Here is a 17,492-nt window from a genome sequence, read left to right as displayed (position 1 = left end):
TTGCGGTTGGCGGTGAGCCTGTGGGAGCGGGCTGGCCCGTGATGAGGCCGGCCCCGTCACTGCCCGGGGCTGAGAATCCGCTCCAGCTCCGCCGCGCGCTCGCGGGTCATGTCCATCACGCACACGCTTCCTTCGAGCCCGGCCAGGGTGCCGCCGCTGGCCTGCACGTGGAACTTGCAGTTGCCATCCCGGTAGCCGATCCAGCTGCGTTGCACCTCGCGCAGGCTCTTCTGCTGCGCGCCGTCCAGTTTGCCCTGCAACTGCTTGTACACCCGGTTGAGGCGGTCATCCTGCAGCTTGGTCTCGGCCTTCACGCACTGCCCCATGGCGACCGTGCTGGAGGCCTTGTCCATGCACTGGGTATAGGCCGCCGAGCTGTCTTCGGCGTGGGCGGAGGAAAAGGCCAGAACAGCGACAGCGGTAGCCAGGGAACGCTTGAGCATCGAGGTGTATCCTTCGGGTTGATTGGCCTGCCAGCGTAGCAGGGCAACATCAGACACGCCCTACCCCATTTCGGTTTCCTCCACGCACAAGGCTTTTATCCGCTCACGCAACCAGCGGTGCCCGGCGTCGCCTTCGCGTCGAGAATGCCATGCCTGGGTAAAGGCGAACGGGGCAATCGCCAAGGGCGCTGCGAAAGTGCGCAACGAAGCACCTGGGCGCCGCTCGACAAGGCTGCGGCGGGCCACGGTCAGCACTAGGTCGGTGCCGGGCAGTACAGCCTCGGCCACGCCCCAGTGCGGCAGGGTCAGGGCGATGCGTCGACGCACGCCCAACGCTTGCAGGGCCAGGTCGATCTCGTTGTCGATGCCCGGGCGCACGGCCACCAGCACATGGGGACGCGCCAGCCACTGGGTGAGGTCCAGGCCCCCGCGAGCGGGCAAGTGCTGGCGGTCGGCGAGGCAGACGAAGGATTCCTCGAACAGCACCTGGGCCTGCACCTCGGTCGGCAACTCGGGAAACACGCCGAGGGCGAGATCCACCTCGCCGTCGATCAACTGCCCAAGCATGGCCTCGCGACTGCCCTGGGAGACGATCAGGTCGATACCGGGAGCCTCCGCGCGCAGTTGACGCATCAAACCCGGCAACACCACCCGCGCGCCATAGTCGGACATCGCCAGGCGAAAGGCGCGGCGCGCCCTGCCCGCCTCGAAACCGGGGCTGCCGAGCAGGCCGTCGAGCTGCTGCAGCGCCTGCTGCAAGGGCTCACGCAGGGCCTGGGCGCGAGGGCTGAGGTGCAGACGACCGCCCCGGCGCACCAGCAGCGGGTCGGCGAACAGCTCGCGCAGTTGCGCCAGGGCATGGCTGACCGCTGGCTGACTGCGATGCAGGCGCAGGGCCGCGCGGGAAACGTGCTGCTCGGTAAGCAGGGCGTGCAGGGTGAGCAGCAGGTTGAGGTCAATTCGACGCAAATCATCCATGGTTCGAATACTGACTGTGCCAAGTACGAATTTCCATCATTGAAATGGATATACCAGACTGACGCCAGTGTCTTCATTGGAGTATCCACATGCCTCACATGTCCTCTTTCGCCAGCCTCATACCCTTGTTCGTCGCCTTGCTGGCTGGCGCGGTCGTGCCTTTTCAGGCGGGCAGCAACGCCGCGCTCGGGCGCTTGCTCGGGCATCCGCTGTGGGCGGCGGGTGTGTCGCTGGTGGTCAGCCTGCTGATGCTGGTGCCGGCGTTGTTGCTGATGCGCGCACCTGCGCCGCAGTTGCATGGCCTTGCGCATGCACCGTGGTGGGCCTGGCTTGGCGGGGTCGCGGGGGTGGCGTACATCACCGCGGCGCTGGTGCTGACACCGCGGTTGGGGGCGGCGGGGTTCATCGTCTGCGTGATCGCCGGGCAGGTGCTGTCGTCGCTGCTGATCGACCAATGGGGGTTGATGGGCCTGCCGGCACGGCCAGTGAACGTGCCGCGAGTGGTGGGGGTGGGGATGATCGTGCTGGGGATGCTGGTGGTGCAGTGGGGGACTAGGCGGTAGGCATGGCAGGGCCGGCCCTAACGCGGGGCAAGCCTGCGCCTACAAGGGCGCGCGCGCCAGCCGTCACAGGGCCTGGGAGGGCGCCGGCGGCATCAGCATCTTGTCCACTTCGAAACGCAGCGACGGCATCTGCGTGCCCGCATACAGGGCCAGCGCCAGCGCGGCGATCAACGCCACGTCCAGCCAGCCCCAGCCCGGCATGTCGTCGGCCCGCCGCGCCTTCCAGCACCACCAGGCCTGCCCGGCGCAGAACACCCCCATCGCCGCCAGCCACAGGTAGAACCCGGCGCCAAACCCGGTGACGTCCTGGAAGGCATAGCTGATGTTGTCGGGCAATCGTTCGATGGCGAAGCTGCTGGCCGCCAGGTACAGCGCCAGCAAGCCCAGCGCCAGGGCCAGGCGACGGAAACGCCGATGCGCGAGGATCGCCAGTGCCAGCAGGGGGTTGGCGAACCACTGGTGCAAACCGAAGGCCACGCCCCAGGGCCCATAGAGCAGCATCTGCAAGGCCGGCATGTGCCGGCCCGCGCCCATCAGGGCACCGTCGAAGGCCAAGGCGAGCAGGTACAGCAGCAGGCTGAAGGTGAGGTAGTAGGCTGGCAACCGCAGGCTCCATCGGGTCGGGCGAAACCCCGACCATACCGCACCCGCGCCTCAGGCGACAGGCGGTTCCAGCAACAGCCCGTAGAGCCCCGAGTCGGACAGCTCGCCCGCCACGCACCAACGCGCGCGCAAGGTCCCCTCAAGGACGAAACCCTGGCGCTCGAGGGTGCGTGCCGAGCCGCCGTTGCGCGGGTCGATCTCCGCTTCCAGGCGGCGCATGTGCAGGGTATGGGCCAGGTAGTCGATGAAGCAGGTCAGGGCCTCGTCCATGTAGCCCCGGCCCTGCACGGCGCGGGCCAGGCAGTAGCCGATCTCGCCACGGCGCGACTCGTCGTCGATGTTGAACAACTGGACCATGCCGATCAGCTCGCCGTTGTCGCGCCGGTACATGCCCAGCTTGAGCAATTGCCCACTGGCGTAGGCCTCGCGGTCGGCCGCCAGGGCGCTTTCGGCCTCGGCCAGGCCCTGCCAGGGGGCGTGGTACCAGTAGCGCATGACCTCCGGGTCGGCCATGATCGCCAGCCATTGCGCGGCATCCCCATGGCGCATGGGGCGCAGTTGCAGACGGGGGCTGTCGAGGCTCAGGTCGCTGGGGAAACTGCGGGGGTGGGTCACGCCAGGCTCCTTTCCGGGGGTGGGAAAGATGACAGTCTAGCGTCAGGCGAAGGCGGTGTCTGTGCCGACCCCATCACGGGCAAGCCCGCTCCAGGCACCCCACCGTCCCCGAGAACGGTGCAGTACCTGAGCGGGCTTGCCCCGCGATGGGGGTCACCGCACTCAGAAGCCCATGCTGAAACTCAGTACCACGCCATGGTCGCGGTTCTCGCTGGACAGTTGCCCAGAGTACCCCAGCCCCAGCTTGCCGCTGGCACCGACCGCCAGGTCCACACCCGCCTCGACCACCGCCGCGTCCTTGGCGATTGGCACACCCGTGGTGCTGAACCCGGCGCCGCCTTCGATGAAGCGCAGGTCGGCGTCCGGCTTGGTGTCGCCGAAGGCATGCCGCCAGCCTACCGAAAGCCGTGGAGTGACCGCACTGCCGTTGGCCAGTTCGATGCGCTTGCCGGCGCGCACGCCCAGGGTGGAGAAGGTCACGTCCTGGTCGACGCTGCCTTTCAGGCGCCCTGCCCCGCCCTTCTCGCGGGCACTGTCGCTGTCGTAGTTGACGTAGGCCAGCCCGGCGAACGGTTCCACCGCAATGCCACCGGCATCGATGGCGTAGCCCACCTCACCGAACACCTGGGCACTGCGCGCCTTGTACTTGGCCTTCAGGCGGTCGTCATAGGCGCCGACCTGGACATCGCGCTTGGTGTCGATGTCATGCCAGCTGTAGCCGGCGCCCAAGCGTGCGGCGAAGGCGTCCATCTGGTAGCTCAGGTAGGTGGCCAGGTGGTAGCTGTCGACCGTGGCGTCCGACTGGCGACGGTGCGCATCCAGGCTGGTGCGGGTGTAGCCGGCGGCGACACCGACCTTCCAGGCATCGTCGAGGGCGCGGTCGACGCCGAGCATGAAGCCCGACAGGTCGCGGTCGACACTGGCGTGGTTGCTGTTGCCGTCGTAATCACCCCAGCCGCCGAGCGCTCGGATCCAGCCCACGGCCTGTCCTTGGCAGCCTTCGCTGGTGAGTTGCTGGTTGGCCGTGGGCGCGAGGGTGCGCCGTGGGTCGTTGTCACGGGTGCAGTCGGCCTGGCGCATGCGGTCGTTGACCGCTTCGCGCAGGTAGCGCGAATCCTCGATCAGCACAGTGGCGGTGCTGGCATGGATTTCACCGGACAGGCTGTCGAACGCGGCCTGGGCCCCCTGGCTGTCGAGCAGCAGGATGTTGCTGCGCAGGGCCTGCGGCGCGCCAGCGCTTTCCAGGGCGGTGGCCACGCCACGTTGGTTGCCGGAGGCGGCGACATCGGCGAACGAGGTGCCATTGCGGCTGACCGACAGGGTCGCCTGGTTGGCGCTGTAGCTCAGCGCGCTGTTGAGGAAGGCCGAGTTGGTCAGGTTGCTGCCGGCGAAGGTGCCATTGACCCCGCCCGCGGCGTTGACCACGGTGTACTGGCCATTGCCGTCGCCCACGCTCAGCACCTGCAGGGTGCCACCGAGGTTGGCGGTGCCGCCGACGTTCAGGTAATTCACCGGGGCAGTGCCCAGGTCGATGCTCAGGGTGCCATCGGCCGCGTTGGTGAAATTGCCCGAGACGTTCAGGTTGCCTGCGGGCCCTGGAAGCACGGTGCCATGGTTGGTTAGCCCGGCGACGGTGCCATTGCCGGTCAGTGCGGCGGTGTTGCCGACGGTCACCTGGGCACCGAGGTTGGTGCCGGGGTTGGCGGCGTTGCCCACCTGAAGCACGCCCTGATTGACGTTGAAGGCGCCACTGAACGGCTGGTTGCCCGTCAGCAGCAGGCTGCCAACGCCGGTCTTGGTGGTGGTGCCAGTGCCGCTGAGGGTGCCGTTGAAGGTGCCATTGGCGTCTTGCTGGATCACCAGGTTCGCGTTGTTGGCGATGGCGCCTTGCAGGCTGGTGGTGTTGCCCACCAAGGTGCCGCCGCTGACGGTGGTGCCGCCGCTGTAGGTGTTGGCGCCACTGAGCACCAGGGTGCCGGCGTCGAGCTTCTCGATGCCGCCGCTGCCCACCAGCGGCGCGCTGATCAGCGTGGTGGCCCCGGCGTTGACACGCACCGCGGCCAGGCTGCCGTCGGGGGCGTTGACCGGGCTCAAGCTGCCACCGGCCCCCGCCACCACCTGGTAGCCGTTGCTGAGGAACTGCATGCCGGTGAACGACTGGTTGCCGACCACGGTGACGGTGCCGGGCTGGCCACCGAACACCGCGTACTGGGCACCCCAGTTCTCGCCAGAGGTACCGCCGGCGTTGGTCCAGTTGGTGCCCGGCCCCCAGGTGCCGCTGCCGCCGCCGATGCTGCCGTCGGGGTTGGTCTTGCCGCCATTCCAGAACTGCAGTTGCTCGCCGGCGTTCTGCACCACCAGGTTGATCTGGTTGGCAATGGCGGTCTGCAGGCTCAGGTCGCCGAGGGCCACGCTGCCTGGGATGGCGCCGAACAGCAGGCCATTGTTGGTGAGCAGGCCGCCGTAGCTGAACAGCTGGTACACGCCGGTGCCGAAGCCGCCGGCATCGGTGATGTTGAGGGTGCCGTCGAGCACCAGGTCACCATTGACCCGCACCACGGTGGTGGAGGCCGCCGGGGCGCCGAGGCTGAAGTCCAGGGCGCTGCCCGAGGAGAGGCTCAAGCTGCCCACGGTCAATGGCGTGCTGCTTTGCCCTGCCGCCAGGGTGGCGCCGTTCTGCACCTGCACCGTACCTGCGAGGGTGCCGCTGCCACCCAGGCGGGCGCCAGTGGCCACCTGCACCAGGGCGCTGTCGAGACGGCCATTGACCAGCAGGCTGCCAGCGTTCACCGAGGTGGTGCCGGTCAGGCCATTGTTGCCGGTCAGCAGCAGCTCGCCGGCGCCGTCCTTGGTCAGGCTGCCAGTACCGCTGAGGTTGCCGGCGTAGGTGCCGTTGGCGCTCTGGGCGAAGGTCAGCGCGGCGTTGTTGAGGATGTTGCCCTGCAGGCTGGCGCTGTTGCCGACCACGCTACCAGCGTTGATCTGCGTGCCGCCGGTGTAGTTGTTGCTGCCATTGAGGGTCAGCAGGCCCGCACCGTTCTTGACCAGCCCGCCCGCGCCGCTGACGTTGCCGTTCAGGGTCAAGGCGTTGCTGCCGCCGATGGCCAGGGCGCCGTTGAGCACGGCATTGTTGGCCAGGGTGACAGCGGTATTGCTGTCCAGGGTGGTGCCCGCCTCGGCGGTCAGCGTGCCGCTGCCCAGGGCGCTGTCGTTGCCGACCACCAGGGTGCCACCGTTGAGCTGGGTGCCACCGCTGTAGCCGTTGGCGGCGTTGAGCACCAGGGTGCCCGCGTCGTGCTTGGTGACGCTGCCGCTGCCATTGAGGGCGACGTTGAGGGTGGCGGTCACGCCGCTGTCGACGCGCAGGTTGGTGGCGCCGTTGCCGAGCAGTTCGCCGCCAGTGCCGGCATCGAGCACGTAGCCGTCGGTGCTGAACTGCAGGCCGGTGATGCTGTGGCTGCCGTTCACCGTGACAGTGCCCGCCGCCCCCTGGAACACCGCGAAGGTGTCGTTCCAGGTGCTGTTGAGCACGCCGTTGGCGTCGGTCCAGTTGGTGTTGGTGGCATTCCAGGTGCCGCTGCCACCGTCGATCACGCCGTTGGCGACGGTCTGGCTGCCGTCCCAGAACAGCAGGTTGTTGGCGCCGCCGACCACCAGGTTGACCTGGTTGGCGACCGCGGTCTGCACGGTCAGGTCGGTGGTCGGCACCGGTGCGCTGCCCAGGGCCAGGCCGTTGTTGGTGAGGGAACCGCCGTAGGCGAACAGCCGATAGACCCCGGCGCCGAAGCCGCCGATGTCGGTGACGTTGAGGGTGCCGCCGAGGGTCAGGTTGCCGGCCACGTCGACCAACGCCGTGCCGCCACTGGAGGCCGCACCGAGCGCGGCGTTGAAGCTGGAGCCGTTGCCCAGCACCAGGTTGCCGACGCTCAGCGTGCTGCCGCTGCTGGCCGCCAGGGCACCGCCACTGGCGACGTTGACGCTGCCGCCGAGGCTGCCGGTACCGCCCAGGGTGGCGCCACTGGCGACGTTCACGGTAGTGCTGGCCAAGCTGCCGTTGACCCGCAGGCTACCGGCCTGCACGTTGGCGTTGCCGGTATGGCTGTTGGCGCCATTGAGCGCGAGGCTGGCCGTGCCGAGCTTGTTCAGGGTGCCGGTGCCGCTGATGACGCCATCGAATACCCCGCCTTCGACGTTCAGGCTGTTGCCCGTGGCGATCTGGATCGCGCCCGTGCCGCCGATGCTGCCCAGGGTGGTGTTGCCATCCAGGTTCAGGGTCGCGCCAGTGCTCACGTTCAGCGCGCTCTGGGTGCCCAGGGCGGTGGTGCCGATGGTGCTGAGGTTGCCCGCGAGGACGTTGAGGATGCCGCTGAAGGTGTTGTTGCCCGACAGGGTCAGGTCGGCCAGGCCGCTCTTGTTCAGCGTGCCGTTGCCGCTGAGCACACCGCCCAGTTGCAGGTCGTTGCTGCCGAGCACGTTGAGGGTGCCGGTGACGTTGACCGCGTTGGCCAGCGTGACCGCGCTGCTGGTGTCGAGGCTGGCGTTGCCGGTGACGTCCAGGCCGCCGGTGCCGAGCGCGGCGTTGTTGCCCAGCACCAGGGTGCCAGCCTGCAGCTCGGTGCCACCGCTGTAGGTGTTGGCGCCGTTCAGGGCCAGGCGTGCGGCGCCGCTCTTGATCAAGCGGCCGGCACCGGCGACGGTGCCGCCGAGGCTCAGGTCGTTGCTGCCCAGCACGTTGAGGTTGCCGGCCAGGTTGACGTTGTTGCCCAGGTTCACCGCCTGGGTGCTGTCCAGGCTGGTGCCGGCGGCGGCGTTCAGGCTGCCGGTGCCCAGGGCGGTGTTGGAGCCGACCGCCAAGGTGCCGGCATTGAGTGCGGTATTGCCAGCGAAGGTGTTGTTGCCGGCCAGCAGCAGGCGTGCGTTACCGGCCTTCACCAGGCCACCGGCACCGCCGAGGTTGCCGGTCAGCGCCAGGTCGTTGCTGCCGGCGATGTTCAGCGGGCCGGCCAGGGTGACGGTGTTGTTCAGGCTGACCGCGGCGTTGCTGTCCAGGGTGGTGCCGGCGGCGGTCGCCAACCCGCCCGTGCCGAGGGCGGTGTTGCTGCCCACGATAATCGTGCCGCCACTCAAGGCCGTGCCGCCGCTGTAGCTGTTGTTGCCGTTGAGCACCAGGGTGCCGCTGTCGAGCTTGTTCAGTTTGCCGACGCCGGTCAGGCCGACATCGAGGGTGGCGGTGGCGCCTGGGTCGACCCGCACGCTGGTATCGCCGCCGCTGCCATTGACCAGGTTCAACGCACCAGCCGCCCCGGCCAGCAGGCGATAGCCACCGACGACGAACTGCAGGCCACTGACGGCCTGGCTGCCCTCGACCGTGACGTCGCCAGGGGTGCTCTGGAACACGGCGAAGGTGTTGCCCCAGGCGCTGTTGGTGGTGCCGTTGAGGTCGGTCCAGTTGGTGTTGGCGGCGTTCCAGGTGCCGCTGCCACCATTGATTTGGCCGTCGCCCACGGTCTGGCTGCCGTCCCAGAACTGGATGTTCAGGTTGGAGCCGCTCACCAGCAGGTTGACCTGGTTGGCCAGTGCGGTCTGCAGGCTCACATCGCCCAGGCCAACGCCGATCGGCAGGCTGCCGAAGTCCAGGCCGTTGTCGGTGAGGGCGCCGGCGTAGTCGAAGATGCGGTACACGCCGTTGCCGAAACCACCGATGTTGCTGACGTTGAGGGTCCCGTCGAGGGTCAGGTTGCCGCCGACGTTGAACAGCGCGGTGCCGCCAGTGGACGGTGCGCCAAGGCCGACGTCGACGATCGCGCCACTGCCCAGCACCAGCGAGCCGAGGCCCAGGGTGGCGCCGCTCTGGCCTGCCAGGTGGCCGCCGTTGTCGATCACCACCGCGGCGTTGGCGGTGCCGCTGCCGGTAAGCGTCGCACCGCTGGCGACGGTCAGCAGGTTGCTGCCCAGGGTGCCATCGACTTTCAAGGTGCCAGCGTTGACTTGCGTGTTGTCGGCCAGGTTGCTGGTGCCGGTCAGGGTCAGGGTGCCGCTGCCCACCTTGGTCAGCCCGCCCAAACCATTGAGGTCGCCGGCGAAGGTGGTGCTGAGGTTGTTGCCGCCCAGGCTCAGGACGCTGCCGACGCCGATATCGACAATGCCGCTGCCGGTCAGGCTGCCGAGGCTGGCGTTGCCATTGAGGTTCAGCTGGCCACTGGCGCCGACGTTGAGCGTGTCGACGTTGGCCAGTACGCCGGAGCCCAGGGTGGTGAGCGAACCGGCCTGGATGTCGACGTTGCCGGTGAAGGTCTTGACGCCGACCAGGGTCAGGTCGTCGACACCGGTCTTGACCAGGTTGCCGGTGCCGCCCAGGTCGCCACTGAAGATCAGGGCGTTGCCGGCGTCGACGGTCAGGTTGGCGCCGTTGCTCAGGGCGATGGTGTTGCCCAGCGCCATCGCTGAGCTGTTGGCCAGGGTGGCGTCGGCGGTGACAGCGAGGGTGCCGGTGCCCAGGGCGCCGCTGCTGCCGACGGTCAGGCGCCCGGCATTGAGTTCAGTACCGCCTTGATAGCCGTTGTTGCCGTTGAGGGTAAGGTTGCCGCTGCCATTCTTGACCAGCCCACCGGTGCCGTTGATGACGCCGTTGAGGGTCAGGTCGTTGGCGCCCGCCACCGTGAGGCCGGCGTTGAGGGTGACGTTATTGGCCAGGGTGGTGCTGGCTGCGCCGCTGCTCAGGGTCGAGGCCCCGGCGACGGTCAGGGCGCCCTGCCCCAGCGCGTTGTCGTTACCGACCACCAGTTGCCCGGCGCCCAGGGTGGTGCCACCCAGGTAGTTGTTGGCGCCATTGAGGGTCAGGGTGCTGGCACCGGCCTTGTTCAGGCCGCCGACGCCGTCGAGCACGCCGTTGAGGGTCAGGTCGGCGCTGCCGGGCAGGTTGAGCGTGCCCCCCAAGTGCACATTGTTGGCCAGTGCAGTGCTGGCGCTGGCATCGAGGGAGGTGTTGGCGCCGGTGGTCAGGTCGCCGGTGCCAAGCGCGGTATTGCTGCCGACGACCAGCGTGCCGGCGTTGAGCGTGGTGCCGCCGCTGTAGGTGTTGCTGCCGTTGAGGGTCAGGGTGGCGGCGCCGTTCTTCACCAGGCCGTTGGTGCCGGAAACCACGCCGTTGAGGGTGATGGCCTGGCTACCGCCGAGGGTGAGGTTGCCACCGCTCAGGTTGATCGCGTTGACCAGCGCCACGGCCAGGCTGGCGTCGAGGCCAGCGGCGCCGGTGACGTTCAGGGCACCACTGCCCAGGGCGCTGGCGTTGCCCAGCAGCAGGCTGCCGGCCTGCAGCGCGGTGCCGCCGGTGTAGTTGTTGGCAGCGTTGAGCACCAGTTGGCCGCTGCCGTTCTTGTTCAGGCTGCCAGCGCCGCTGATGACACCGTTGAGGGTCAGGGCCTGGGCGTTGTTGATGCCCAGGGCGACGCCGGTGCCCAGGCCGATGGCGTTGGCCACTTGCAGGGCGCCGGTGGTGGCCAGGGTGCTGTTGCCGGTCACCGAGAGGTTGCCAGCGCCCAGCGCGCTGTCGTTGCCCAGGGTCAGCGTGCCAGCACCCAGGACCGTGGTGCCCTGGTAGGTGTTGGCCGCGCCCAGTGTCAGGTTGCCGGTGCCGGTCTTGCTCAGGCCACCGGTGCCGCTGATTACGCCGTTCAACGCCAGGTCGTTATTGCCGGGCAGGGTCAGGGTATCGTTGAGCACGACCTGGTTGGCCAGGGTCAGCGCGCCAGTGGTGGCCAGGTTGGCCGCGCCGCCGACGGTCAGGTTGCCGAGGCCCAGGGCCAGGTTGTTGCCCAGGGTCAGGGTGCCGGCGTTGAGGGCCACGCCACCGAGCATGCCGTTGGCGCCGCCGAGGGTGAGGTTGCCGGCGCCGTTCTTGGTCAGGCCGCCCGCGCCATTGACCAGGCCGGCCAGGCTGAGGTCGTTGCTGCCTGTGACGGTCACGTTGCCCGCCAGGTTGACCGAGTTGCCGAGGGTGACGGCGGTGCTGGTGTCCAGCGTGGTGCCGGCAGCGGCGTTCAGCGCGCCGAGGCCAAGCGCCGAGTTGCTGCCCAGCACCAGGGTGCCAGCGTTGAGGCTGGTATTGCCCAGGTAACCGTTGGTGCCACTCAGCGTCAGGGTGCCGGTGCCGGTCTTGGTCAGGCCACCCACACCATTGATGGTGCCACCCAGCGCCAGGTTCTGCGCGCCGGCGAGGGTCAGGTTGCCCGTCAGGTTGAGGGCGTTGCCCAGGGTCACGTTGGTGCCCGCGCTCAGGGTGGTGCCAGCCGCGGCGTTCAGCGCGCCAGTGCCCAAGGCGGTATTGCTGCCGACCACCAGGGTGCCGCCGTTGAGGCTGGTAATGCCCTGGTAGTTGTTGCTGCCGTTCAGGGTGAGTACGCCGCTGCCGGTCTTGATCAGCCCGCCGGTGCCACTCAGAGCGCCGTTGAGGGTGAGGTTGTCGGCGCCCGGCACGGTCAGGTTGGCGTTCAGGGCAACGGTGTTGTTCAGTGCCACATTGCCGGTGGCGGCGAGGCTGGAAGCACCGCTGACGCTCAGTCCGCCCGCGCCGAGGGCCTGGTCGTTGCCCACGGTCAGGGTGCCGGCGGCGAGCGTAGTGCCGCCGCTGTAGGTGTTGGCGTTGCCCAGCGTCAGGTTGGCCGCGCCGTTCTTGACCAGGCTGCCGGCGCCCGAGACCACGCCAGACAAGCCAAGGTCGGCGCTGCCACCGATGGTCAGGGCGCCGCTCAACGCCAGGGCGTTGCCGAGGGTGACGGCGGTGTTGCTGTCCAGGGTGGTGCCCGCAGCGGCGCTGACCGCGCCGCTGCCCAGCGCAGTGTTGCTGCCCACCACCAGGGTGCCGCCGTTGAACAGGGTGCCACCTGTGTAGCTGTTGGCGCCATTGAGCACCAAGGTGCCGGTGTCGAGCTTGGCCAGCTGGCCGGTGCCGGACAGGCCGACGTTGATCGTCGCGGTAACGCCCGGATCGACACGCACGGCGAAGGCACCGTTGCTGCCATTGACCAGGTTCAGGCCGCCAGCGCCGATCAAGCGATAGCCATTGGTGACGAACTGCAGGCCCGTGGCGGCCTGGGTGCCGACCACGGTGACGTCCCCGGCCGTGCCTTGGAAGACTGCGAAGTCACCGGCCCAGGTGTTGTTGACCACGCCGTTGATGTCGGTCCAGTTGGTGTTGCTGCCGTTCCAGGTGCCCGTGCCGCCGTCGATGGCGCCATTGGGCACGCTCTGCGCACCGTCCCAGAACTGCACGGTGCCGGTCGCGCCCCCCACCAGCAGGTTGATCTGCGAGCCGATGGAGGTCTGCACCTGGACATCGCCTGGCAATACGCTGCCGGGCAACGTACCGAACAGCAGGCCGTTGTCGACCAGCGCGCCCGTGTAGTTGAACAGCCGATAGACACCGGTGCCGAAACCACCGAGATCGGTAACGTTGAGGGTGCCATCGAGGGTCAGGTTGCCGTTGACGCTGACCAGCGCTGTGCCGCCGGTGGAGGGCGAGCCGAGGCTGAAGTCGAGGATCGAGCCACTGTGCAGGGTCAGCGCACCGGTGTTGAGGGTCGCACCGCTGCTGGCCAGCAGGTGCGCGCCGTTGGCGATGTCGACCGCGCCCAGCAGGTTGCCGGTGCCACCGAGGCTGGCGCCGCTGTTGATCTGTACGTTGGCGCTGGCCAGCGAGCCGGTGACGTTGAGCAGGCCGGCATTGACCGTGGTATTGCCGCCGAGCACGTTGATGCCCGACAGCTCCAAGCTGCCGCTGCCGTTCTTGATCAGCCCACCGGAACCGGCCAGCACACCGCTGAACACACCATTGAGGTTGTTGCCACCGACGGTCAGGTCGCTGCCGCCAGCGACGTTCACGGCGCCCGCGCCGCTCAGGCCGCCAATGCTGGTGCTGGCGCCAAGGTTGAGGCTGGCGCCAGCGCCGACGTTCACCGACGAAGCGTTGCCCAATGCACCACTGCCAACGGTGGTCAGGCTGCCGCCAAGCAGGTCGACGGCGCCACTGAAGGTGTTGTTGCCGGTCAGGGTAAGGTCGGCCAAGCCGTTCTTGATCAAGCCTCCAGTGCCGCTGATGATGCCGCCCAAGGTCAGGTCGTTGCCGCCACCCAAGGTCAAGTTGGCGTTCAACGCGATGTCGTTGCCCAGGCTGGTGATCGCGCTGTTGTTCAGGCTGGCGGCGCCGGCCACGGTCAGGGTGCCGCTGCCCAGTGCGCTGCCATTGCCTATGACCAGGCCACCGGCGTTGAGCGTGGTGCCGCCGGCATAGGTGTTGACCCCATTCAAGGTCACGGTGGCGTTGCCGTTCTTGATCAGCTGCCCTGCCCCGCTGACCACACCGTCAAGGGTCAGCGCGGTGCTGCCGCTGAGGGTGAGGTCGGCGTTCAGGCCAATGTTGTTGCCCAGGCTCAGCGGGGTGCTGCTGTCCAGGCTCGCGGCGCCACCGACAGTGAGGTCGCCGGTGCCGATGGCGCTGCCATTGCCGAGCACCAGGGTGCCACCGTTGAGCAGCGTGCCACCGGCATAGGTGTTCAGGCCGCCGAGGGTCAGCGTGCTGGCGCCGTTCTTGATCAGCCGGCCGGTGCCGTCGATCAGGCCGGTGAGGTTGAGGTCGTTGCTGCCGACCAGGGTGAGGTCGGCGTCCAGGGTGACGGCGTTGCCGACGGTCAGCGCAGTCGAGGCATCCAGGCTGCCTGCGCCCGCCACGGTCAGCTTGCCGACGCCCAGGGCAGCGCTATTGCCCAGCACCAGGCCACCGGCATTGAGGGTGGTGCCGAAGAGGTAGACGTTGGGGCCGGACAACGTCAGGGTCGCGGCGCCGTTCTTGACCAGGCTGCCGGCACCGCTGATCAGGCCGCCGAGGCCGAGGTTGGCGGTGCCGTCGATGGTCAGGGCGCCCGTCAGGTTGACGGTGTTGCCGAGGTTGACCGCGGTGCTGGCGTCCAAGTGGGTGTTGGCGGCGGTGTTCAGCGCCCCCGTGCCCAGGGCGGTGTTGCTGCCGACCACGATACGCCCGGCGTTGAGGTTGGTGGCGCCGAGCTGCGTGTTGGCACCGTTGAGGGTCAGGGTGGCGCTGCCGTTCTTGGTCAAGCCACCGGCGCCTGCGATGACGCCCCCCAAGGTCAGGTCGTTGCTGCCCGCGAGGTTGAAGTTGCCGACCAGGTTAAGCGCGTTGCCCAAGTTCAGCCCCGCCACCGAGGTGTCCAGGGTGGTGTTGGCACCAGCGCTGAGGGCGCCGGTGCCCAGGGCGGTGGCGCTGCCGAGCATCAGGGTGCCGGCGTTGAGCGCGGTGGTGCCGCTATGGGTGTTGCTGCCGCTCAGGGTCAGGGTGCCGGCGCCGTTCTTGATCAGGCCACCGGTGCCGCTGAGGTTGCCGGCCAGGGTCAGGTTATTGGCGCCGGCCAGGGTCAGGTTGGCGCCGAGGTTGACGCCGTTGTTCAGGGTCATCGCCGCGCTGTTGGCCAAGGTGGCCGCGCCGCCAACATTGAGCGCGCCCGTGCCGAGCGCTGCGGCGCTGGCCAGGGTCAGGGTGCCGGCGTTGAGGGTCAGGCCGCCGCTGAAGGTGTTGGCGCCGCTGAGGGTAAGGTTGCTGGTGCCGTTCTTGACCAGCGCACCGGTACCGCTGATTACCCCACCCAGGGTGGTGGCGTTGCTGCCCACCACGCTCAGGGTGTTGCCCGCCAGGTTGATGGCATTGCCCAGGTTGACGGCCACGCCCGCGTCGAGGCTGGCGTTGCCGCCCAGGCTCAGGGCGCCGCTGCCCAGGGCGTCGTTGTTGCCCACGGTGAGCACGCCGGCGTTGAGGGTGGTGCCGCCGCTGAAGGTGTTGGCGCCGTTGAGGGTCAGGCCGGCGGCGCCGTTCTTGACCAACGCGCCGGTGCCGCTGATCACCCCACCCAGGGTGGTGGCGCTGGTGCCCAGCAGGTTGAGGGTATTGGCGCCCAGGTTGATGGCGTTGCCCAGGTTGACCCCGGTGCTGGCGTCGAGGCTGGCGTTGCCGCCCAAGGTCAGCGCGCCGCCGCCAAGGGCATTGTTGTGGCCGACGGTAAGCTTGCCGGTGTTGAGCGTCAGGCCGCCGCTGAAGGTGTTGTTGCCGTTGAGCGTCAGGTCGGCGGCGCCGCTCTTGACCAGTGCGCCGGTGCCGCTGATCACACCGCCCAAGGTGGTGGCGCTGGTGCCCAGCAGGTTGAGGGTGTTGGCGCCAAGGCTGATGGCATTGCCCAGGCTGACCGCGGCGCTGGCGTCCAGGCTGGCATTGCCACCCAGGGTCAGTGCGCCGGTGCCGAGCGCGGCATCGGCGCCGACGGTGAGCTTGCCGGCGTTGAGCGTGGTGCCGCCGCTGAAGGTGTTGGTGCCGTTCAGGGTCAGGTCGGCGGCGCCGTTCTTGACCAGGCTGCCGCCCGCACCGGCGATCACGCCGCCCAGCGTAAGGGCGTTGTTGCCGGTCAGGGTCAGTGCGTTGGCACCGAGGTTGACCGCGTTGGCCAGCGTCATCGCCGCCGTGGTGTCCAGCACGCCGCTGCCGGTCAGGGTCAGCGCACCGCTGCCAAGAGCGGCGCTGTTGCCGAGGGTGAGCGTGCCGCCACCGAGACTGGTGCCACCGGTGAAGGTATTGGCGCCGCTGAGGGTCAGGTTGCTGGTGCCGCTCTTGACCAAGGAGCCCGTGCCGCTGAGCACGCCACCGAGGGTCAGGGCGTTGCTGCCGGGCAGGGTCAGCGCCGCATTCAGCGCGACAGCGTTGTTCAGCACCAGTGGCACGCTGCCTTGCAGGCTGCCCGCGCCGCTGACGGTGAGCCCACCGCTGCCGAGTGCCGCGGCGCTGGTCAGGTTGAGGCCGCCAGCATCCAAGGTAGTACCGCCGCTGTAGGTATTGCTGGCACCGAGGGTGAGCAGGCCGGCGCCGGTCTTGGTCAACCCGCCGACGCCCGAGACCACGCCATTGAGGGCCAGGTCGTTGGCACCGCCGACACTCAGGCCGCCGTTGAGGGTCAGGGTATTGGCCAGGCTCAGCCCACCGACACTGCCCAGCAGGCTCCCGCCGTTGACGGTGATACCGCCGCTGCCGAACGCGCTGGCGTTGTCGAAGTTGAGCACGCCGCCGTTGAGGGTGGTCTGGGTGGCGCCGTTGAGCACCTGGCCGACCAGGCTCCAGGTGCCGCTGTCGACGATCAGGCGGTTGAAGTTGACGTAGGTGCCGGAGTTGATGGTACCTGTGCCTGTGCTGCCACTGTTGCCGGGGTTGCGCAGCGCGAGGGTGTTGTCGCCGCCCAAACCGCCATCCACCGTGCCGGCGGCGGCGAAGCCCAGGTTCGGGTTGCTGAGAACCAGTAGTTGCACGCCGAGACCGGCGCCTTTGTTGACGCTGCCGCCAGTCACGGCGTTGAAGCGGTTGGTCGACCCCGCGCCCATCGACAGGCTGCCGTTGAGGGTGCCGCTGTTGGTGAAGGTGTTGCCACTCGCAGAGGCCTGGAAGGCCAAACGGCCGGTGATGGTGCCGGCGTTGCTCATATTCACCGTCCCGCCACCACTGACCGCGACGACCGGTGTGTCTTCGGTCAGCACGCCCAAAGTGATCGAGGCCGAGCCAATGGTGCCGTCGTTGGTGATGGTGGTGGTGCCCCCCGCGCCGTTGGTCACATCCAGCGCCATGCCATTGAGGTTGCCCAAGTTGACGCCCAGCAGCCCGCCGGTGCCATTGAAGATACCGCTCGCGTTGTTGGTGATGACGACGTTGCTGTTGTTGGTGTTACCGATTCGGGTACCGGTACTCAGCAGGCTGATCGCCCCCAACAGGGAAGGGTCGACCCTGCCGTTGTTGGTGAGGTTGACATTGTTGCCCGTCAGGGTCATCGCGGTGCCCCCCACGCCAAGCAGCACGCCGACCGTTGCGCCAGGGTTGACGGTGACCGCCAGGTTGTTCGCGACACTGGTGAAGCTCGGCGCCAGCGGGTTGGCCGCACCGTTGCAGGTGACGACGGAGCCGGCCGTGGTGCAGGCCGCGAGTGCCTGTTCACTCGACAGGCCGAAGGCCATGGCGCCGACGGCGAGGCTGACGGCCAGCGAAAGGTGGGAAAGACGGGTTGGCAAAACGGAGGCGACGCTTCTGTCCACGGATAGCTCCTTCGTGGATCAGGCAATTCGTCCTTGAATGCGCGCGACGCGGGAAACCACCACACGCTGTGATCGAACGGCCTGACCTTGGCGACTACAGATTTTCCATTGAGGAAATGTGTAGCCGCTGGGCGCCAGTCTGGCCGGGGGTTCAGCGGAA

The 17,492-nt window shown here is 68.3% G+C and carries 6 protein-coding genes; 1 reads left to right on the top strand and 5 read right to left on the bottom strand.

Annotated elements, in window-relative coordinates:
* Positions 1-56: 56 nt before the first annotated feature.
* Together P0Y43_RS05755 and P0Y43_RS05750 are read right to left on the bottom strand one after the other, a co-directional pair.
* Positions 57-443, bottom strand: a complete 387-nt coding sequence (locus tag P0Y43_RS05755) for a lysozyme inhibitor LprI family protein (RefSeq protein ID WP_275636343.1) — start codon at positions 441-443, stop codon at positions 57-59.
* A gap of 60 nt (positions 444-503) precedes the next feature.
* On the bottom strand, positions 504-1,421 hold the full coding sequence (locus tag P0Y43_RS05750; protein ID WP_275636342.1) for a LysR family transcriptional regulator: 918 nt from the start codon (positions 1,419-1,421) through the stop codon (positions 504-506).
* Positions 1,422-1,510: 89 nt separating this feature from the next.
* Here P0Y43_RS05750 and P0Y43_RS05745 point away from each other — a divergent pair, with 89 nt between their 5' ends.
* The gene (locus P0Y43_RS05745) at positions 1,511-1,984 is read left to right on the top strand and encodes a DMT family transporter (RefSeq protein WP_275636341.1); all 474 of its coding nucleotides are present in this window, start codon (positions 1,511-1,513) and stop codon (positions 1,982-1,984) included.
* Between the two features lie 63 nt (positions 1,985-2,047).
* Here P0Y43_RS05745 and P0Y43_RS05740 read toward each other — a convergent pair whose 3' ends face one another.
* The 3 genes from P0Y43_RS05740 to P0Y43_RS05730 all read right to left on the bottom strand — a co-directional run bounded on the left by P0Y43_RS05740 (position 2,048) and on the right by P0Y43_RS05730 (position 17,332).
* The gene (locus P0Y43_RS05740) at positions 2,048-2,587 is read right to left on the bottom strand and encodes a hypothetical protein (protein ID WP_275636340.1); all 540 of its coding nucleotides are present in this window, start codon (positions 2,585-2,587) and stop codon (positions 2,048-2,050) included.
* Between the two features lie 51 nt (positions 2,588-2,638).
* Complete coding sequence (locus P0Y43_RS05735) at positions 2,639-3,202, bottom strand: GNAT family N-acetyltransferase (protein WP_275636339.1); 564 nt, start codon at positions 3,200-3,202, stop codon at positions 2,639-2,641.
* Between the two features lie 162 nt (positions 3,203-3,364).
* Positions 3,365-17,332 carry an autotransporter-associated beta strand repeat-containing protein gene (locus P0Y43_RS05730; RefSeq protein WP_275636338.1) on the bottom strand — a complete coding sequence of 4,656 codons (13,968 nt, stop codon included), beginning with the start codon at positions 17,330-17,332 and terminating at the stop codon, positions 3,365-3,367.
* Positions 17,333-17,492 lie beyond the last annotated feature (160 nt).

Source organism: Pseudomonas entomophila (assembly GCF_029193575.1).
Taxonomy (GTDB): Bacteria; Pseudomonadota; Gammaproteobacteria; order Pseudomonadales; family Pseudomonadaceae; genus Aquipseudomonas; species Aquipseudomonas entomophila_G.
This window is presented reverse-complemented; position numbering and strand designations above follow the sequence as displayed.

Coding starts and splice junctions, on each gene's coding strand:
- P0Y43_RS05755 (WP_275636343.1), bottom strand. CDS start 443: ATGCTCAAGCGTTCCCTGGCTACCGCTGTCGCTGTTCTGGCCTTTTCC.
- P0Y43_RS05750 (WP_275636342.1), bottom strand. CDS start 1,421: ATGGATGATTTGCGTCGAATTGACCTCAACCTGCTGCTCACCCTGCAC.
- P0Y43_RS05745 (WP_275636341.1), top strand. CDS start 1,511: ATGCCTCACATGTCCTCTTTCGCCAGCCTCATACCCTTGTTCGTCGCC.